This window comes from Streptomonospora nanhaiensis, from assembly GCF_013410565.1.
GTDB classification, from domain to species: Bacteria; Actinomycetota; Actinomycetes; order Streptosporangiales; family Streptosporangiaceae; genus Streptomonospora; species Streptomonospora nanhaiensis.
On record NZ_JACCFO010000001.1, the window covers coordinates 813,499 to 830,217 of the forward strand.

Annotated in this window: 11 protein-coding genes; 6 read left to right on the forward strand and 5 right to left on the reverse strand. The window is 74.7% G+C overall.

The features are described 5' to 3' along the window. Positions 1 to 28 precede the first annotated feature (28 nt). Both HNR12_RS03530 and amaB read right to left on the reverse strand, forming a co-directional pair. Positions 29 to 2,416, reverse strand: coding sequence for a lysylphosphatidylglycerol synthase transmembrane domain-containing protein (locus tag HNR12_RS03530; protein ID WP_308118481.1), 2,388 nt, complete (start codon positions 2,414 to 2,416; stop codon positions 29 to 31). 690 nt (positions 2,417 to 3,106) lie between these two features. Beyond that, complete coding sequence (gene amaB, locus HNR12_RS03535) at positions 3,107 to 4,648, reverse strand: L-piperidine-6-carboxylate dehydrogenase (RefSeq protein ID WP_179766092.1); 1,542 nt, start codon at positions 4,646 to 4,648, stop codon at positions 3,107 to 3,109. A 288-nt stretch (positions 4,649 to 4,936) separates the two neighbouring features. On the opposite strand from amaB, the gene HNR12_RS03540 reads away from it, so the two are divergent. After that, positions 4,937 to 6,079 (forward strand): pyroglutamyl peptidase, encoded by a 1,143-nt coding sequence (locus HNR12_RS03540; protein WP_179766093.1) that lies wholly within the window; start codon positions 4,937 to 4,939, stop codon positions 6,077 to 6,079. Between the two features lie 327 nt (positions 6,080 to 6,406). On the opposite strand, the gene HNR12_RS03545 is transcribed toward HNR12_RS03540, so the two are convergent. Together HNR12_RS03545 and HNR12_RS03550 are read right to left on the reverse strand one after the other, a co-directional pair. Continuing rightward, positions 6,407 to 6,667, reverse strand: a complete 261-nt coding sequence (locus HNR12_RS03545; protein WP_179766094.1) for a hypothetical protein — start codon at positions 6,665 to 6,667, stop codon at positions 6,407 to 6,409. A gap of 563 nt (positions 6,668 to 7,230) precedes the next feature. Further along, on the reverse strand, positions 7,231 to 7,653 hold the full coding sequence (locus tag HNR12_RS03550) for a hypothetical protein (RefSeq protein WP_179766095.1): 423 nt from the start codon (positions 7,651 to 7,653) through the stop codon (positions 7,231 to 7,233). Positions 7,654 to 7,837: 184 nt separating this feature from the next. Here HNR12_RS03550 and HNR12_RS03555 point away from each other — a divergent pair, with 184 nt between their 5' ends. From HNR12_RS03555 to HNR12_RS03565, 3 genes are all read left to right on the forward strand, one after another. Then, positions 7,838 to 8,482, forward strand: a complete 645-nt coding sequence (locus HNR12_RS03555; RefSeq protein WP_179766096.1) for a response regulator transcription factor — start codon at positions 7,838 to 7,840, stop codon at positions 8,480 to 8,482. A 94-nt stretch (positions 8,483 to 8,576) separates the two neighbouring features. Then, entirely contained in the window at positions 8,577 to 9,920 is a 1,344-nt protein-coding gene (locus tag HNR12_RS03560; protein ID WP_179766097.1) for an ATP-grasp domain-containing protein, read from the forward strand. A 33-nt stretch (positions 9,921 to 9,953) separates the two neighbouring features. Then, complete coding sequence (locus HNR12_RS03565; protein WP_179766098.1) at positions 9,954 to 11,975, forward strand: CocE/NonD family hydrolase; 2,022 nt, start codon at positions 9,954 to 9,956, stop codon at positions 11,973 to 11,975. Between the two features lie 100 nt (positions 11,976 to 12,075). Here the strand turns inward: HNR12_RS03565 and HNR12_RS03570 are convergent, their stop codons facing one another. Further along, the gene (locus HNR12_RS03570; RefSeq protein WP_179766099.1) at positions 12,076 to 12,759 is read right to left on the reverse strand and encodes a GntR family transcriptional regulator; all 684 of its coding nucleotides are present in this window, start codon (positions 12,757 to 12,759) and stop codon (positions 12,076 to 12,078) included. Positions 12,760 to 13,205: 446 nt separating this feature from the next. Here HNR12_RS03570 and HNR12_RS03575 point away from each other — a divergent pair, with 446 nt between their 5' ends. Then, on the forward strand, positions 13,206 to 14,228 hold the full coding sequence (locus HNR12_RS03575) for a 2-dehydropantoate 2-reductase (protein WP_179766100.1): 1,023 nt from the start codon (positions 13,206 to 13,208) through the stop codon (positions 14,226 to 14,228). A 225-nt stretch (positions 14,229 to 14,453) separates the two neighbouring features. Beyond that, positions 14,454 to 16,424, forward strand: a complete 1,971-nt coding sequence (locus HNR12_RS03580) for a molybdopterin oxidoreductase family protein (RefSeq protein WP_179766101.1) — start codon at positions 14,454 to 14,456, stop codon at positions 16,422 to 16,424. Positions 16,425 to 16,719: the final 295 nt, after the last annotated feature.

Sequence of the window (16,719 nt, forward strand, 5' to 3'; positions counted from 1 at the left end):
GCCGCACCGCTGTCCGGGGTGCGGCGGTTCACAGCGCCTTGCGGCGCTGCAGCCAGTGGAAGGCCGCCCAGCCCGGCAGCACCGGCAGCCAGAACGTGAGCAGCCGGTAGAGCAGCACAGCGGGCAGCCCCACGCCGGCGGGCACGCCCGCGACCGTGGTCAGGCCGCCCAGCAGTGCGGCCTCCACCGCGCCCAGGCCGCCGGGGGTGGGCGCCGCCGAGCCGATCGCGTTGCCGGCCAAAAACACCACGGCCAGCGCGGCGATGTCGGCCCGCCCGCCGAAGGCCGCCACCGAGAACGCCAGGCACATGACGAACCCGACCGTCAGCAGCAGCGTGCCGCCGATCCCCATGACCACCCGGCGCGGGTGCTGGAGCAGGTCCAGCAACTGGGGCAGCGTGCCCTGGAAGTAGGGCCGGGCGCGCTCCAGGACCGCGCGGCGCAGCCGCGGCAGCAGCAGGACCAGGGCCACCGCCACCGACAGCGCCGCGGTGACGACGATGACGGTGGGCGAGGGCGAGAAGTCGGCCAGGTAGGCGGTGCCGGTGAGGTAGGCGCACACCAGCAGCAGCGGCACGTGCAGGATCAGCCCCACCGCCTGCGACAGGCCCACCGCCGAGATCGCCAGGCCCGGCGAGGCGCCCATCTGCGCGACGTAGCGGGTGTTGATCGCCAGCGACCCCAGGCCGGCCGGGGCGGCGATGCGCACGAACGAGCCGGCGTACTGCACCAGCACCGTGGTCCACAGGCCCAGCCGGATCGGCACGAAGCCCATCAGCGCCATGGCCGCGGCCACCATGCACAGCGTCGAGGCGCCGAAGGCGGCCGCGGTCCAGCCCAGGTCGGCGTCGGAGATGGTCGACAGGTCCACGCCCGCCAGCTGGTAGGCCAGCGCCACGCCCACGGCGGTGGCCACGACCACGCTGACCACGGTGCGCGGGCGCATGCGCTCCAGGCGGGCCGGGCGCGCGGGGGCCTCGGGCACCGCGCCGGTGATCCGCCCGCGCAGCGCGCCCAGCACCTTTCGGTGGGAGCGCAGCCGGCGGCGCAGGGCGAAGGGCATGCCGGCCGTCTGCAGGAACGGCAGGGCGGCGGCCACGGCCTCGCGGCCCAGGACCCGGATGGCGGAGTCCACCGCGCGGTCCTCCCCCACCCGCAGCGCGACCACGGTCAGCAGCGCCGCGACGTCCAGCGACGCCTTCAGCGGCGCGGCGGCCACGGTTCCGGTGGCCATCCCGGTGAACACCACGCGCCCGTCCAGCCGCCGGCCCACCGTGTCGCCGTTGACGCTGCCGTGGGTGATGCGGTGGCGGTGCAGCAGGTCCAGTTCGGCGAAGAGCGCGTCCAGGACGGGGTCGGTCAGCTCCGTGGTGTCGGTCTCGTCCAGGGTGCGCACCCGCATGTGCTCGGTGACCAGGGCGACCGTGCCCAGGCCGAGTTCGCCGATGGCCAGCACCCGCGGGGCGGCGGCGCCGGCGGTGCGCGCGGCGTAGTCCATCAGGGCGGCGTGCTCGACGCGCCGCTGCACGCCCAGCAGGACCGAGGGCGCCGCCGGGCCGCGCAGCATCACCGCGCCCAGCAGGCGCTGCCACAGGCCGGTGGTGTCGTCGGCGCGGATCAGCACGACGTCGAGGCGGCGCTGGACGGTGTCGACGGCGAAGCGCTGGTTGCCGTCGGCGTCGGTGCCCACGGAGTGCAGGCCCAGCGGCTCCCAGCCGAACCGGCGCAGTTCGCGGATGAGCCGCCCGGTGGCGGGCACCGGCCGGGACAGGCCCACGGCGTAGGACGCCATCGACGCGCACGTCCAGCCCGCCAGCACGGTCAGCACCAGGGCCAGGGCCGTGGTGACCCCCGCCAGCAGCACCGAGGCCGAGGTGGCGGCGATCCCGGCCCACATGGCGGCGCGCACCCGCGGCAGGTGGCCCAGCGGGAGCGCGCGGACGTAGGCGACGGCGCCGGCGAGGTAGGCGTGCAGGGGGCTGGTGAAGACGCTGTTGGACTCGGGCGCCAGCAGCACGTCGGGCAGGGCGCCGGGGGCGGCCATGGCCTGCAGGGTGACGTTCACCGCGCCGGTGAGGCCGTAGCCGAAGGCGGCGGCTGTCAGCGCGCGCACGATCTGGCGGAACTCCCGGCGCAGCAGCCGCTCCACGGCGGTGACTCCGATCAGCACGACGACGGTCATGTTGGCGACACCGGCGATGAGCGCCAGCAGCGAGGGCGGCAGCAGGGTGCGCAGCTCGGCGGGCGCGGGGGCGGTGTCGCCGTCGGTGGTGGCGCGGACGACGAGCAGCACGCCCGTGATGGCGAGCGCGCCGGCAAAGGCCACCAGCAGGTCGACCGGCCGCCGCGCCGTGGGCCGCAGCTCCGCCAGCCGCTCGCCGTCGCCCCGGGACGCGCCGTCTCCTCCTGGTTTCACGCTCCTAAGACTGCCCGACCCGCCGCACTGCTCGCGTTAGGCCCCCTGGCGTGTCAGACGCCCCGGTCCGGGGGCGCGGAGCAGGCGCGGGGTGGCCGAGCGGCGCGCGGCCCAGTAAGGTTACCGGTGGGTAGTGCCGCAGACCCCCTCCTTGCGGCACTACCCCGCTCACTTTCCCGCCCCGGCGCCCCGCCCTCGCCAAGCGTCGGCGCGGGACAGGCACCGACAGCGGCAGCCGAGGCCCCGGCGGCGAGAATCCGCATACCGCGACCACCCGAGCGCCCCGCGGCCTCGCCGGGGCCCGAGCGCCGTGTTGCGGTCGGCCCGGATCGGGGTAGCGGGCCCCTCGCGCCGCCACGGGGCAGTCCCGATGCCCCTCGGCGGCGACCACGCGGCCGCGTGCCGCCGGTCCGCCGCCGCGCGAGGGGCGGCGGGGCAGACGCGGTACCGGCGGACCGGGACCGGCCGGCGCGGCACCTCGGACCTCCTGCGGCGCCGGCCGCCCCGCCCGTCGGCACGTACCGCCACCGGCGAACGCCCTGCCGCCCACAAGTGCCGCCCAACGGTGGGCGGGCCCGGGGCGCCGGCCCCCGGGCTCCGGCGCCCGCCCCACCGCTGGGTGGGACCGCCGGTCGGGGCGGGGGCCGCCGGTCAGCGAGCCCATCGGTCACGGACCCACCGTCCGCCCGGTCACAGGAAGCTGACCCCCTGGGCCAACGGCAACTCGGTGGAGTAGTTCACGGTGTTGGTCGCCCGGCGCATGTAGGCGCGCCAGGCGTCGGAGCCCGACTCCCGCCCGCCGCCGGTGGCCTTCTCGCCGCCGAACGCGCCGCCGATCTCAGCGCCGGAGGTGCCGATGTTGACGTTGACGATCCCGCAGTCGGACCCGGCGGCCGACATGAACAGCTCGGCCTCGCGCTGGTCCGTGGTGAAGATCGAACTGGACAGCCCCTGGGGCACGCCGTTGTGGATGTCCAGCGCCTCCTCCAGGGTGCGGTAGGTCAGCACGTACAGGATCGGCGCGAAGGTCTCCTGGCGCACGATGTCGCTCTGGCGGGGCATGCGCACCACGGCCGGCTCCACGTAGTAGGCGTCGGGCGCCTCCTTCTCCAGGCAGCGGGCGCCCCCGCACAGCACCGTGCCGCCCTCGGCGGCGGCCTCCTCCAGCGCCTCGGCCATGGCCCGGTGGGCGCTCTCGCCGATCAGCGGCCCCACCAGGGTGGCGTCGTCGAAGGGGTCGCCGATGCGGGCGCGCAGCCGCCCGTAGGCCTCGACCACGCGGTCGGTGACGGCCTCGGCGACGTCCTCGTGCACGATCAGCCGCCGCAGCGTGGTGCAGCGCTGCCCGGCGGTGCCGGCCGCGCCGAAGACGACACCGCGCACGGCGAGGTCGAGGTCGGCCGAGGGCGCCACCACGGCGGCGTTGTTGCCGCCCAGCTCCAGCAGGCAGCGGCCCAGGCGGGCGGCCACGCGCGGGGCGACCTCGCGGCCCATGCGCACCGATCCGGTGGCGCTGAGCAGGGCCACGCGGGGGTCGTCGACCAGCAGGGCGCCGGTGTCGCGTCCGCCGATCAGCACGTGGTGGACGTCGGAGGGGGCGCCGACGTCGGACGCGGCGCGCGCGAGCAGGGCGTGGCAGGCCAGCGCGGTGAGCGGGGTCAGCTCCGAGGGTTTCCACACCACGGTGTCGCCGCAGACCAGGGCGACCGCGGTGTTCCACGCCCACACCGCGACGGGGAAGTTGAAGGCGGTGACCACCCCGACCACGCCCAGCGGGTGCCAGGTCTCCATGAGCCGGTGGCCGGGCCGCTCGGAGGCCATGGTGCGGCCGTAGAGCTGGCGGGAGAGCCCGACGGCGAAGTCGCAGATGTCGATCATCTCCTGGACCTCGCCGGCGGCCTCGGAGCGGATCTTGCCCGCCTCGACGGTGACGATGTCGGCGAGGTCGCCCTTGTGCTCGCGCAGCAGTTCGCCCAGGCGGCGCACCAGGTGGCCGCGCACGGGGGCGGGCGTGTCGCGCCAGGCCGTGCGGAAGCAGGTGTCGGCGGCGCCGATCGCGCGTTCGACGTCGGCGGGACCGCAGGCGGCGACGTCGAACAGGGCCTCCCCGGTGATGGGCGTGCGGGCGGGATGGCCGGTTCCGGTGACCTCGGGCAGGTGGTCGACACCGCAGCGCTGCAGCGCGGAGGTGACGCGGTCGTGGACGTGGTCGGTGCTGGGGAGCGCGGGCATGGCGGTGTCTCAGTCTCTTCCGTGTCGTCCCCTCGCCGTCGAGGGGCGGCCGTGCGGGTAGGTCTCTCGTTCCCTGCGGGCTCGGCCGCTAACCGCCTCCGCGCCCGGGGCGGACGGCGGGGGGTGCCGGATGTGGGAGGCTGTCGAACCGTACGCCGCGCGCGAATCCATCGCAGCCGGGGCGTACGGTGACGACTTCGACAACCACCGGCGTCTGCGCTATACCCGGAAGGAGGAGCGGCGTTCTCCTCGGCCGCCGCGGTCGAGGCGGGGCACGCCGCCACGCACATGAAGGCCACCGCCAGCACCGTCGAGGAGTCCCGCACCGCGTCCGCGGCGCCGCAGGCGATCCTGCGCCGCTCGGGGTTCGCCGCGGCGGCTCCGCTGTTCGCCGCCGACCTCGCGGCGGCGCGCAGCCTGGACGACGCCGTGCAGATCGTGGCCTCCCACGGCCGCCGGCTGTGGACCGAGGCGGTGCGCCAGGCCGGTGAGGTCGCCGACGACCGCCACCTGTACTGGGCGCGGCTGACGCTGAGCGCCCGGCTGCGCGCCTGGCGGCCGGACTTCCCGCTGGAGGACTCCGACCGAGCCGCGCTGTCGGACCGCCTGGAGCGCGCCTCACGGGGCCACGACGACCTCGTCTTCCCGCCCGACGACCGGCTGCTGCGGGTGATCGTCACCGGGTTCGACCCCTCCGGCCTCGACACCGACCTGCGGCGCTCCAACCCCTCCGGCGCGGCGGCGCTGACCCTGCACGGCGCCGGCTTCGAGGCGCGCGGGCGCACCGCCGCGGTGCGGACCGCCCTGTTCCCCGCGCGCTGGCGGGACCTTTCGGCGGGCATGGTCGAACGGGTGCTGGGCCCCCACTACGCGCCCGGACCCGGCGCGGCGCCGGCGGACGCGGTGATCACGGTGGGCCAGGGCGACTCCGGACGGTTCGACCTGGCGGTCTACTACGCCGGCTGGCGCGACGGCACCGCCGACAACGAGGGGGTGCGCGCGCCGGGCCCGGTGCCGCTGCCGCGCGCCGAGCCCGGCGCGGCCGAACCGCCGGCCTGGACGGAGTCCAGCCTGCCGCGCGGGGCCGTGCCGGCACGGGCGGCGGGGCGGTTCCCGGTGCGCGAGGCCACCGAGGTCACCGAGATCGCCCCCGGGGAGACCGCGCCGCGCACCCGCGCGGGCGGCCCGGTCGGGGGTTCGGCCGCGCGGGCGGGGTCGGCCGGCGCCGGGTTCTCCAACGAGGTCGCCTACCGCAACACGCTGCTGCGCGACGCCTCGGGCCGGGACGTGACCGCGGGCCACGTGCTGACCCCGGCGCTGGAGGTGGACGCCGCCGACCCGGAGGCGCTGAGCGGACCGGCCTTCGAGCGCGACCGCGCCGACATCGTGGCCCAGCTGCGCGCGATCATCGAGGCGGCGCTGGAGCGTTGAGGGGGCGACGCCGGAGCGCCCTCCGACCGCCTCATCGTGACGCACCGGCAGGCGGGCGAGGAGCCGGACGGGCACGCCGCCCGTCCGACAGGGCGAGCCCGAGAGCGATCTGGGGACCGTGGCCGCCGGACGCGGCATACGTCAGAAGGCCGCGCCGCACCTCCTCGCCACGGACCGCCTACAGGCCGCTGCCGCCGGAGGATGACGGCTGGAAAAGCCGCCGACGGGCGAGGGCCGCAAAAATAAGGGGGGCGCCCCGCACCCGTGCGGGTGCGGGGCGCCCCTGGCCGCGCGCGGCGGACCGGACCGGCTCCGTGGGCCGCGGGCTCAGTAGGCCGCGAACGCGGCGAAGCCGTAGATCACCCAGTAGGCGATACCGGCGACGGCGCCGACACCGAAGGCGATCCAGGAGATCAGGCCGCAGGTGCGCGAGGTGGACGGGTTGCTGGTCACGTTCACCACGGCGATGATGCCCAGGATGATGCCGATGATGCCGAAGGGCCAGCACAGGCACAGGCCGATGACGTTGGCGATCAGCGCGCCGATGGCGCTGCCCTGGCTCGCCGGCTTCTCGCCGCTGCCGCCCATGCCGGGCGGGGGCGGCGGGGGCGGGCCGTAGCCGCCGGTTCCGCCACCACCGGGACCGTAGGGTCCGCCGGGCGGAGGCCCGGGGGGCGGGGGCGGCGGCGGGGGTCCCCATCCGGGTCCCTGCGGCGGTTGGCCCCCTGGCGGCCCGTAACTCATCTGCGATTCCTCCCCGTAAGAGCCCATGGCGGCTACTGGGTACGTGTGGGATGTCCGAACGATGCTGCCAGATCTGATGGGCCCAAGACGGCCTCGGTTCCCGGTGTTCGGGGAGTTGTTACCGATTCGGGTCACAGCGGTGAGCACGCGCCGGAGCGACCGAAACCCGGGCTGCCTCGCGGCCCCGGCGCTTCGCAAGGGCCAGGATACGCCGCCCCGCTCCAGGCCCCGGCCACGCCGGCGTCCGGATGCGGCCATGCCCGCAACGCCGCGAGGGCGCCCCGCGGACCTGCCGGCGCCTGTGGCCCGCCTGCTGCCCGCCCCCCGCTCCTGCTCCTGCTCCTGCCGCACCCTCGGTGGAGGAGTATCGCCGCCGGCGCCCTCACCGCCGACCGCCGTGGGCGGGGTCAGCCCTCGTCCTCCAGGATGCCGTCGACCAGGTCGCCCAGGACCCGGGCCCGCTCCTCGTCGGTGAGGTTGGCCAGCTCGGCCAGCGCCCCCGCCGTCTCCACGCGGTCGCCCGCGCGGCCCTCCACCACGCACAGCCGCACCACCTCACGCGTGGCGATGTCGAGGAACCGCAGCTCGTCGGGCGGGGCGAGGTCGTAGAGGGTCACCGGGTAGCGGGAGTGCCGGTTGCGCCACTGCTCGGCGCGCTTGAGGACGAATCCGTGCAGCAGGGACTCCAGCACCGCCGTGTCGCCCAGCGCGTCGGCGTCGCCCTGGGCGCGGCACTCCGCGCAGTTGGCCAGCTCCGCCTTGAGCAGCCGGCGCGCCCCGGGGTGCACGACGTGCTCGGCGGTAAGCTTGCTGGGGTGTCGGTGCGCCATGGGCACCAGACTAGGGCGCGGCCGCGCTCCGGCGAGCCGCCGCGCACCGTCCCACGTGCGGCCATCCCCGCCGCGCCACGCACGGTGCCCCCCACCGCCCCACGCGCCGTGCCGCCGCGCACCGCGCCACTTGCGATAATGGCGCGGTCCCCACCGTTCGTGCCGACCCTTGTTCGGAGTGACCATGCGGCTCATCCTCGCCGACGACTCGATCCTGCTCCGTGAGGGCCTGGTGCGGCTGCTGGAGGAGGAGGGCCACGAGGTCGCCGCGGCCGTGGGCGACGCCGAGGCCCTGCTGGCGGCGGTGGCCGCCGACAAGCCCGACGTGGCGGTGGTGGACGTGCGCATGCCGCCCACCCACACCGACGAGGGGCTGCGCGCGGCCCTGCGCATCCGGGAGCTCCACCCCGACGTCGGCGTGCTCGTGCTGTCGCAGTACGTGGAGCAGGGCTACGCCGCCGAGCTGCTGGCCGGGCGCGGCGAGGGCGTGGGCTACCTGCTCAAGGACCGCGTCTCGGAGGTCGAGGAGTTTTTGGAGGCCCTGGAGCGGGTGCACGCGGGCGGCACCGCCATCGACCCCGAGGTGGTGCGCCGGCTGCTGGCGCGCACCACGCGCGCCGACCCGCTGGCCCGGCTCACCGAGCGCGAGCGCAGCGTGCTGGAGCACATGGCCCAGGGGTTCGCCAACGCCTCGATCGCCAAGCGCCTGCACGTGTCGCAGAGCGCGGTCGAGAAGCACATCTCCTCGATCTTCGACAAACTGGAGCTGTCCCACTCCTCCGGCTACAGCCCCCGCGTCCTCGCGGTGCTGCGGTATCTGGGCGGGTGAGAGGCCGCTCCGAGGTTCGAATCACGCCAAACGGGCATCGCATCCCCGTCATCCCCGGGTAGCCACACCCGGCGAAAGACGAGAGAGGTGCCCAATGACCAAGAACATCTTCGTCCTCGGTCTGGACGAGATGAACCGCCAGACCCTCAGCAGCATCCCGGGCTCGGAGGACTACCGCTTCCACCCGCTGCTGACCAAGGAGCGGCTCCACGGCTCGGCCGACCTCGACCTGGGCGAGGTGGTGGAGGAGGCGCGGGCGCAGCTCGACGCCTTCGACGGCTCGGTCGACGCCATCATCGGCTACTGGGACTTCCCCGTCAGCACCCTGGTTCCGGTGCTGTGCGCCGAGCGCGGGCTGCCCTCGGCCCCGCTGGAGGCCGTGGTCAAGTGCGAGCACAAGTACTGGAGCCGGCTGGAGCAGGCCGAGGTCATCGACGAGATCCCCGGCTTCGCCGAGATCCCGTTCGACTCCGAGCGCCCGCCCGAGCACCTGAGCTACCCCATGTGGCTGAAACCGGTGAAGTCGTTCTCCTCGGAGCTGGCGTTCCGGGTGACCGACGACGCGGAGTTCCGCGAGGCGCTGGCCCAGATCGAGGAGGGCGCCGGCCGGGTCGGCGAGCCCTTCGAGTGGGTGCTGGAGCGCGTGGAGATGCCCGAGGCCGTGGCCAAGGCGGGCGGCGCGGCGTGCCTGGCCGAGGAGGAGTGCTCGGGGCGCCAGCTCACGGTGGAGGGGTTCGTCTACGCCGGCCGGCCCCACGTCTACGGTGTGGTGGACTCCCACAACTATCCCGACACCCCGAGCTTCCTGCGCTACCAGTACCCCTCCGACCTGCCCGGCCCGGTGATCCAGCAGGTCACCGAGGTGTCGGAGAAGGTGGTCATGCGGCTGGGGCTGGACAACTGCACGTTCAACATCGAGTACTTCCACGACCCCGACACCGGCCGCACCTGCCTGCTCGAGGTCAACCCGCGGCACTCCCAGTCGCACGCGCGGCTGCTGGAGTTCGTCGACGGCTACCCCAACCACGCCTACGTGGTCGAGCTGGCGCTGGGGCGCGAGCCGCACCTGCGCGAGGGCGGCGGGCAGCACAACGTCGGCGCCAAGTGGTTTTTGCGCCGGTTCTCCGACGGGGTGGTGCGCACCGCGCCCGACGCCGACGACGTGGCCCGCATGAGCGAGGACATCCCCGGCACGGCCGCCAACATCCTGGTGGAGCCGGGCACGCGGCTGTCGGACCTGACCGACCAGGACAGCTACAGCTTCTGCCTGGCCGAGATCTTCACCGGCGCCAACGACACCGAGGGGCTGAAGAACACCTACGAGCTGTGCCTGGCCCGGCTCCCGTTCGAGATCGAGGACGTCGAGGACGCCGGGGACACCGAGCCCGCCGGGGGCGGGCGGGCCGGCGGGGGGCAACCGGACGGAGACGACCGCTGACCAGCGTCTGACGCGAGAAGGGAGAGGCCCTGCATGCGCACCGTCACAGCGCTGCCGTACAAGATCATCGAGGAGCGGGGGATCTTCATCCCCATGTCCGACGGGGTCCGCCTGGCCGCCCGGATCTGGCGGCCCGAAACCGACGAACCGGTGCCGGCGGTCCTGGAGTTCATCCCCTACCGGCAGCGCGACCTGACCGCCCAGCGGGACTCCACCATCCACCCCTACCAGGCCGGCCACGGCTACGCCAGCGTGCGCGTGGATCTGCGCGGGAGCGGCGACTCCGAGGGGGTGCTCCAGGACGAGTACCTGGAGCGGGAGCTGCGCGACGCCGAGGAGATCCTGGCCTGGCTGTCCGAGCAGCCCTGGTGCTCGGGCCGGACCGGGATGATGGGCATCTCCTGGGGCGGGTTCAACGCCCTGCAGGTGGCCGCCCGCCGGCCCGAGAGCCTGGCCGCGATCGTGACGCTGTGCTCCACCGACGACCGCTACGCCGACGACGTCCACTACATGGGCGGCTGCCTGCTGGGCGACAACCTGTCGTGGGCCTCGACGATGTTCGCCTACACCTCCTGCCCGCCCGACCCCGCGGTGGTGGGCGACCGCTGGCGCGAGATGTGGCGCGAGCGGCTGGAGCACAGCGGGCTGTGGCTGGACACCTGGCTGCGCCACCAGCGGCGCGACGACTACTGGCGGCACGGGTCGGTGTGCGAGGACCTGTCGGCGATCCGCACGCCGGTCCTGGCGGTCAGCGGCTGGGCCGACGGCTACTCCAACGCAGTGTTCCGGCTGATGGAGGGGCTGGACGTGCCGCGGCTGGGACTCATCGGCCCGTGGTCGCACAAGTACCCGCACCTGGGCGTGCCCGGCCCGGCCATCGGGTTCCTGCAGCAGTGCGTGCGCTGGTGGGACCGCTGGCTCAAGGGCGTCGACAACGACGTGATGGACGAGCCGACGCTGCGCATCTGGATGCAGGAGAGCGTGCCGCCCTCCACCGCCTACGCCGAGCGGCCCGGCCGGTGGGTCGGCGAGGACTCCTGGCCCTCGCCGCGCGTGCTGGAGCACCGCCGCCCGCTGGCGCTGCACCGCATCGCCGCGCCGGGCGAGGAGGTCGAGCACGACATCGCCACGGTGCAGTCGCCGCTGACGGTGGGGCAGTTCGCGGGCAAGTGGTGCTCCTACAACGCCCCGCCGGACCTGCCCTACGACCAGCGCGAGGACGACGGCGGCTCGGTGGTCTTCGACAGCGAGGTGCTGACCGAGCGGCTGGAGATCCTGGGCGCGCCCGTGGTCAACCTGGAGTTCACCGTCGACCAGCCGGTGGCGATGGCCAGCGTGCGGCTGTCGGACGTGGCGCCCGACGGCAAGGCGACCCGGGTGACCTACGGGCTGCTCAACCTGACCCACGCCAAGGGGCACGACCGCCCCGAGGAACTGGTGCCGGGTGAGCGCTACCGGGTGGCGATCCCGATGAACGGCGTGGCCCAGGCGTTCCCGCCGGGGCACAGGCTGCGGGTATCGGTCTCGACCTCCTACTGGCCGCTGGCCTGGCCGCCGCCCAAGCCGGTGGTGCTGACGGTGCTGCTGGAGGGCGGCACCGACCTGGTGCTGCCGGTGCGGCCCACCGACACCCCCGACGACGTCGCCCCCGACCCCTTCGGCGAGGCCGAGGGCACGCCGCCGCTGGAGACCGAGCACGTGGCGCCCGGCGACGAGCAGTGGCTGGTGGAGCGCGACCTGGTGGGCTACCGCTCGGCGCTGAAGGTGGTCAAGGATTTGGGCACGGTGCGGTTCGACGACATCGACCTGGAGGTCACCCGGCGCAGCGAGGAGGTCTACACCTCCGAGGGCGACGACTTCTCCTCGCCGTGCGGCAGCACCGAGTGGCTGATGCGGTTCCGGCGGGGCGACTGGATGGTCGAGACCGTCACCAAGACGGTGCTGACCTCCACGCCCGACGAGTTCCGGATCAACGCCACGCTGGACGCCTTCGAGGGGGAGGCGCGCGTGGCGGCGCGGTCGTGGAACACGGTGGTGCCGCGCGACCACGTCTAGCGCGGCGGGGCCGCGCGCGGCGTACGGTGCGTGGGGGTGCCTCCAGGCGCGTCCGGCGCGGGGCGGGCCCGCCCCGCGCGGCGCGCGCGGCCCCGCCCGCTCAGGCGGGGCGGTCGATCTGGGCGTGGTAGGTGAGCCGGGTGCGCTCGGTGTGCTCGCTCATCAGGCGGGCGGCCTCGGCTTCGTCGCCCTCGGCGATGGCGTCGATGATCCCGGCGTGCTCGTGCCAGGAGGCCATGCCGCGCGAGCGGGCGATGGGGGCGTAGTACCAGCGGACGCGGCGGTCGACCTGGGCGGCCAGCTCGGCCAGCACGCGGTTGCCCGAGGCCTCGATGACGCCGCGGTGGAAGTCGGCGTTGGCGGTGACGACGCGGTCGACGTCGCCGGCCTCGACGGCCGCCACGCCCGCCCGCCACAGGTCGCGCAGGTGGCCGGTGCGCTCGTGGTGGGGCTGGCGGGCGGCCAGGCGCGCGGACTCGGTCTCCAGCACCGAGCGCACGGCCAGGAGCTGGTCGGCCTCGCTCTCGGTGGGGGTGTGCACGAAGGCGCCGTAGCCGGGGCGGAGGTCGACCCAGCCCTCGTTGCTGAGCCGCTGCAGGGCCTCGCGCACGGGCTGGCGGGACACGCCGAGCTGCTCGGCCAGCTCGCTTTCGACGAGGTGGCGGCCCGGGGGGAACTCCCGGGTGATGATCAGGTTGAGGATGGTCTCGTAGACGGCCTCGCGCAGCGGGACAGGCCGCTGCACCCGCCCGCCCAGCGCGGCCTTCAACGGCTGTGTGGTCATGGCGCCGCTCCTGCCCGTCGCACGAATCGGTGGATGGTGTAGACAGTCTACGAAATCCCGAACACCTCTACACGGGAACCGCTCGAACCGCTCGGATATCACCCCGCACCGCCGGGCCGGCCCGAGGGCGATCGCGAGCCCGCGGGCGGCTCACCGACCCGCGATCGCACCGGGCGCACCGGCGGTGCGCCGGACGGGCCGCCGGCGCCGGGGCACCCGCGGCCGGTCCCCGCCGCAGGGCGGGGCCGTCCGGCCCGGCCGCGGTGTCCGGCCCGCGCGGCGGCGGAAGGGCGCACGGCGGAGGGCGCGTCCGGCACCGAGAAGAACTCGGGATGTTGCCGTTCCTCCGCATTCGCACGTTCCTTTTCCGCCACCGCCCCCTCGAACACCGCGGTCACTCAGCATACTGTATACAAAATCGTTCCGCCCAGCGAACGGAGCCCAGTATGAGAATCGCCATCCTCGGCGCGGGCGCGATCGGCGCCTACGCCGGAGCGGCCCTGCACCGCGGCGGGGCCGAGGTCCACCTCATCGCCCGCGGCGCCCACCTGGACGCCCTGCGCGCCGAGGGCGTGCGCGTCCTCAGCCCCCGCGGGGACTTCACCGCCCGGCCCAACGCCACGGCCGACCCCCGCGAGGTCGGCCCGGTCGACATCGTCTTCCTCGGGCTCAAGGCCCAGCACTACGCCTCCTGCGGCCCGATGCTGCGCCCGCTCATGGGACCGGGCACCGCCGTGGTCGCCGCGCAGAACGGGATCCCCTGGTGGTACTTCCACGGGGTCGAGGGGCCCTTCGCCGGGCGGCGGGTCGAGACCGTGGACCCCGGCGGCGCCGTCAGCCGGGCCATCCCGGTCGAACGCGCCATCGGGTGCGTGGTCTACGCCGCCACCGAGATCGCCGCGCCCGGGGTCATCCGGCACCTGGAGGGCACCCGGTTCTCCATCGGCGAGCCCGACGGGTCGGACTCCGCGCGCTGCCGGGACTTCGCCGAGGCGATGCGGGCGGGCGGCCTCAAGTGCCCGGTGGAGCCCGACCTGCGCGAGGACATCTGGGTCAAGCTGATGGGCAACATCACCTTCAACCCCCTCAGCGCGCTCACCCGCTCGACCATGGCGCAGATCTGCCGGGACCGCTCCACCCGCGAACTGGCGCTGACGATGATGCGCGAGACGCTGGAGGTGGCCGGGCGGCTGGGGGTGCGTACCGACGTCTCGGTCGAGCGCCGGCTGGCCGGCGCCGAGCGCGCGGGGGACCACCGCACCTCCACCCTGCACGACGTGGAGCGCGGCCGCCCCATGGAGCTGGACGTCCTGCTCACCGCGGTGATCGAACTGGCCGACCTGACGGGCGCCGAGGTGCCCACCCTGCGCACCGTCGACGCGATCGCCCGGCTGCTCAACGCCCGGCTGATGGACGGCAGCGTGGCCGCCGGCATCGAGGCCGCCCGCAGGGCGCCCGCCGCCGCCTGAGCGGCCCCGCCCCGCCACCGCCCCCACACCGCCCCGCCGCTCGCCCCCCGGCGCCCGCCGCCCGCGCCCCTTGCCCGCCGCCGCGACGGCGCATACTGTAGACAATATTGACCGACTTCGGGTAGTGCAGAATCAGCAGCACCGCGTAGTGCGGCGCTCTCCCAGCGTTTCCCCGCGCGGCTGACGAACCGCAGTGGCCCTGAGACCCAAAGCGAGGCCGACACCATGCGATCGAAGGACTATCCGCCCGGCAGCTACGAACGGCTCACCCGGCCCCTGGTGCGGGAGAACGGCGAACTCCGCCCCGCCTCGTGGGACGAGGCGCTCGACCGCGCCGCCGCAGGCTTCTCCGCCGCCGTCGACACCCACGGCCCCAACGCGTTCGGGATGCTCTCCTGCGCCCGGGCCACCAACGAGATGAACTTCATGGCCCAGAAGTTCACCCGCGTCGTCATGGGCACCAACAACGTCGACTCCTGCAACCGCACCTGCCACGCCCCCAGCGTGGCCGGGCTGGCGGCGGCCTTCGGCTCGGGCGGGGGCACCTCCTCCTACGCCGAGGTCGAGGACACCGACCTGATCGTGGTGTGGGGCGGCAACCCCCGCTTCGCCCACCCGATCTTCTTCCAGCACGTGCTCAAGGGCGTGCACCGCGGCGCCCGGCTGTTCGTGGTGGACCCCCGCCGCACCTCCTCGGCGCAGTGGGCCGACCGCTGGCTGGGCCTGAACGTGGGCACCGACATCCCGCTGGCGCACGCCATCGGGCGCGAGATCATCCACGCCGGCCTGGCCAACGACACCTTCATCCGCCGCGGCACCACCGGCTTCGAGGAGTACCGCGAGCTGGTGGAGCCCTGGACCCTGGCCGCCGCCGAGGCCGAGACCGGGGTGCCCGCCGAGGCCATCCGCGAACTGGCGCACGCCTACGCCACCGCCGAGCGCGCCCAGCTGTGCTGGACCCTGGGCATCACCGAGCACCACAACGCCACCGACAACGTCAAGGCGCTGATCAACCTGTCGCTGCTCACCGGGCACGTGGGCCGCCACGGCTCCGGCCTGCAGCCGCTGCGCGGGCAGAACAACGTGCAGGGCGGCGGCGACATGGGCGCCATCCCCGACCGGCTGGCCGGGTTCCAGGACATCCTCGACCCCCAGGTGCGGGCGCGCTTCGAGGCCGCCTGGGACACCACCATCCAGCCGCACAAGGGCAAGACCCTCACCCAGATGTTCGAGGCGATGGACGAGGGCGAGCTGAAGGCCCTCTACGTCATCGGCGAGAACCCGGTGCAGTCGGAGCCCGAGACCCACACCACCACCCGCCGGCTGAAGCGGCTGGACCACCTGGTGGTCCAGGACATCTTCCTCACCCGCACCGCCGAACTGGCCGACGTGGTGCTGCCCGCCAGCGCGTCGTGGTGCGAGTCCGACGGCACCTTCACCAACAGCGAGCGGCGCGTGCAGCTGGTCCGCAAGGCGCTGGACCCGCCGCCCGGGGCGCGCGACGACATCGAGATCCTGTGCGACCTGGCCGAGCGGCTGGGCCACCCCTGGCGCCGGCCCAGCGCCGAGGAGGTGTGGGACGAACTGCGCTCGCTCTCGCCCATCCACCGCGGCATGAGCTACCGGCGGCTGGAGGAGCTGCACGGCATCCAGTGGCCGTGCTACTCCGAGGACACCCTGGAGCCGAGCTACCTGCACGCCCGCCTGTGGTCGGAGGACCCCGAGGAGCGCGGCCGGCCGGCCCCGTTCGGGATCGTGGGGCACTCGCCGCCGGTGGACCTGCTCGACGACGACTACCCGTTCCGCCTCACCACGGGCCGCCGGCTGGACGACTACAACACCGGCGTGCAGACCAGCGGCTTCTCCTCCCCGCTGCGCAGGGGCGAGACCCTGGACATCTCCCCCGAGGACGCCGGGCGCCTGGGCCTGGCCGAGGGCGAGGTCGTGCGGGTGTCCTCGCGGCGCGGCTCGGTACTGGTGCCGGTGGCGATCACCCCGGCGATGCGGGAGGGGCTGGTCTTCATGACCTTCCACTTCCCCGACCAGGTCGACACCCAGCTGCTGACCATCGACGCCACCGACCCGATCGCCGGGACGGCCGAGTACAAGGCCGCCGCCGTGCGCATCGAGAAGGTGGGCGACGCGGAGCGGTCCGCCGCCGGCGCGGCACCGGTGGCGGTGCACGCCGCCCCCTGACCGGCCGGGAGTCCGCCGCCGGGCCGGATTGGCGGCGGACGGCGCGGTCCCGCGCCGCGGGCAGGCGGCGCGGGACCGCGCGCCGGGTGGCGGCGCTGGGCGCGTGCCCCGCCCGGCGCGGTTCGCGGGGGGCCGCGCCGCGGCACCGCGGGGAACGGTCCGCGCCGCGCACGGCCCCCCGGCATGCGCCGGATCCCGTCCCGCCGCCCCCGCTCCCCTCCCCCGTTCCTCCTCCCGGCGGTCCGCCGCGCACCCGCCGCGCGCGCACCCCGGCAGACCCGCAGACCCCCCGATC

Coding starts and splice junctions, on each gene's coding strand:
- HNR12_RS03560 (WP_179766097.1), top strand. CDS start 8,577: ATGACCAAGAACATCTTCGTCCTCGGTCTGGACGAGATGAACCGCCAG.
- HNR12_RS03570 (WP_179766099.1), bottom strand. CDS start 12,759: ATGACCACACAGCCGTTGAAGGCCGCGCTGGGCGGGCGGGTGCAGCGG.
- amaB (WP_179766092.1), bottom strand. CDS start 4,648: ATGCCCGCGCTCCCCAGCACCGACCACGTCCACGACCGCGTCACCTCC.
- HNR12_RS03565 (WP_179766098.1), top strand. CDS start 9,954: ATGCGCACCGTCACAGCGCTGCCGTACAAGATCATCGAGGAGCGGGGG.
- HNR12_RS03550 (WP_179766095.1), bottom strand. CDS start 7,653: ATGGCGCACCGACACCCCAGCAAGCTTACCGCCGAGCACGTCGTGCAC.
- HNR12_RS03575 (WP_179766100.1), top strand. CDS start 13,206: ATGAGAATCGCCATCCTCGGCGCGGGCGCGATCGGCGCCTACGCCGGA.
- HNR12_RS03555 (WP_179766096.1), top strand. CDS start 7,838: ATGCGGCTCATCCTCGCCGACGACTCGATCCTGCTCCGTGAGGGCCTG.
- HNR12_RS03545 (WP_179766094.1), bottom strand. CDS start 6,667: ATGGGCGGCAGCGGCGAGAAGCCGGCGAGCCAGGGCAGCGCCATCGGC.
- HNR12_RS03580 (WP_179766101.1), top strand. CDS start 14,454: ATGCGATCGAAGGACTATCCGCCCGGCAGCTACGAACGGCTCACCCGG.
- HNR12_RS03540 (WP_179766093.1), top strand. CDS start 4,937: ATGAAGGCCACCGCCAGCACCGTCGAGGAGTCCCGCACCGCGTCCGCG.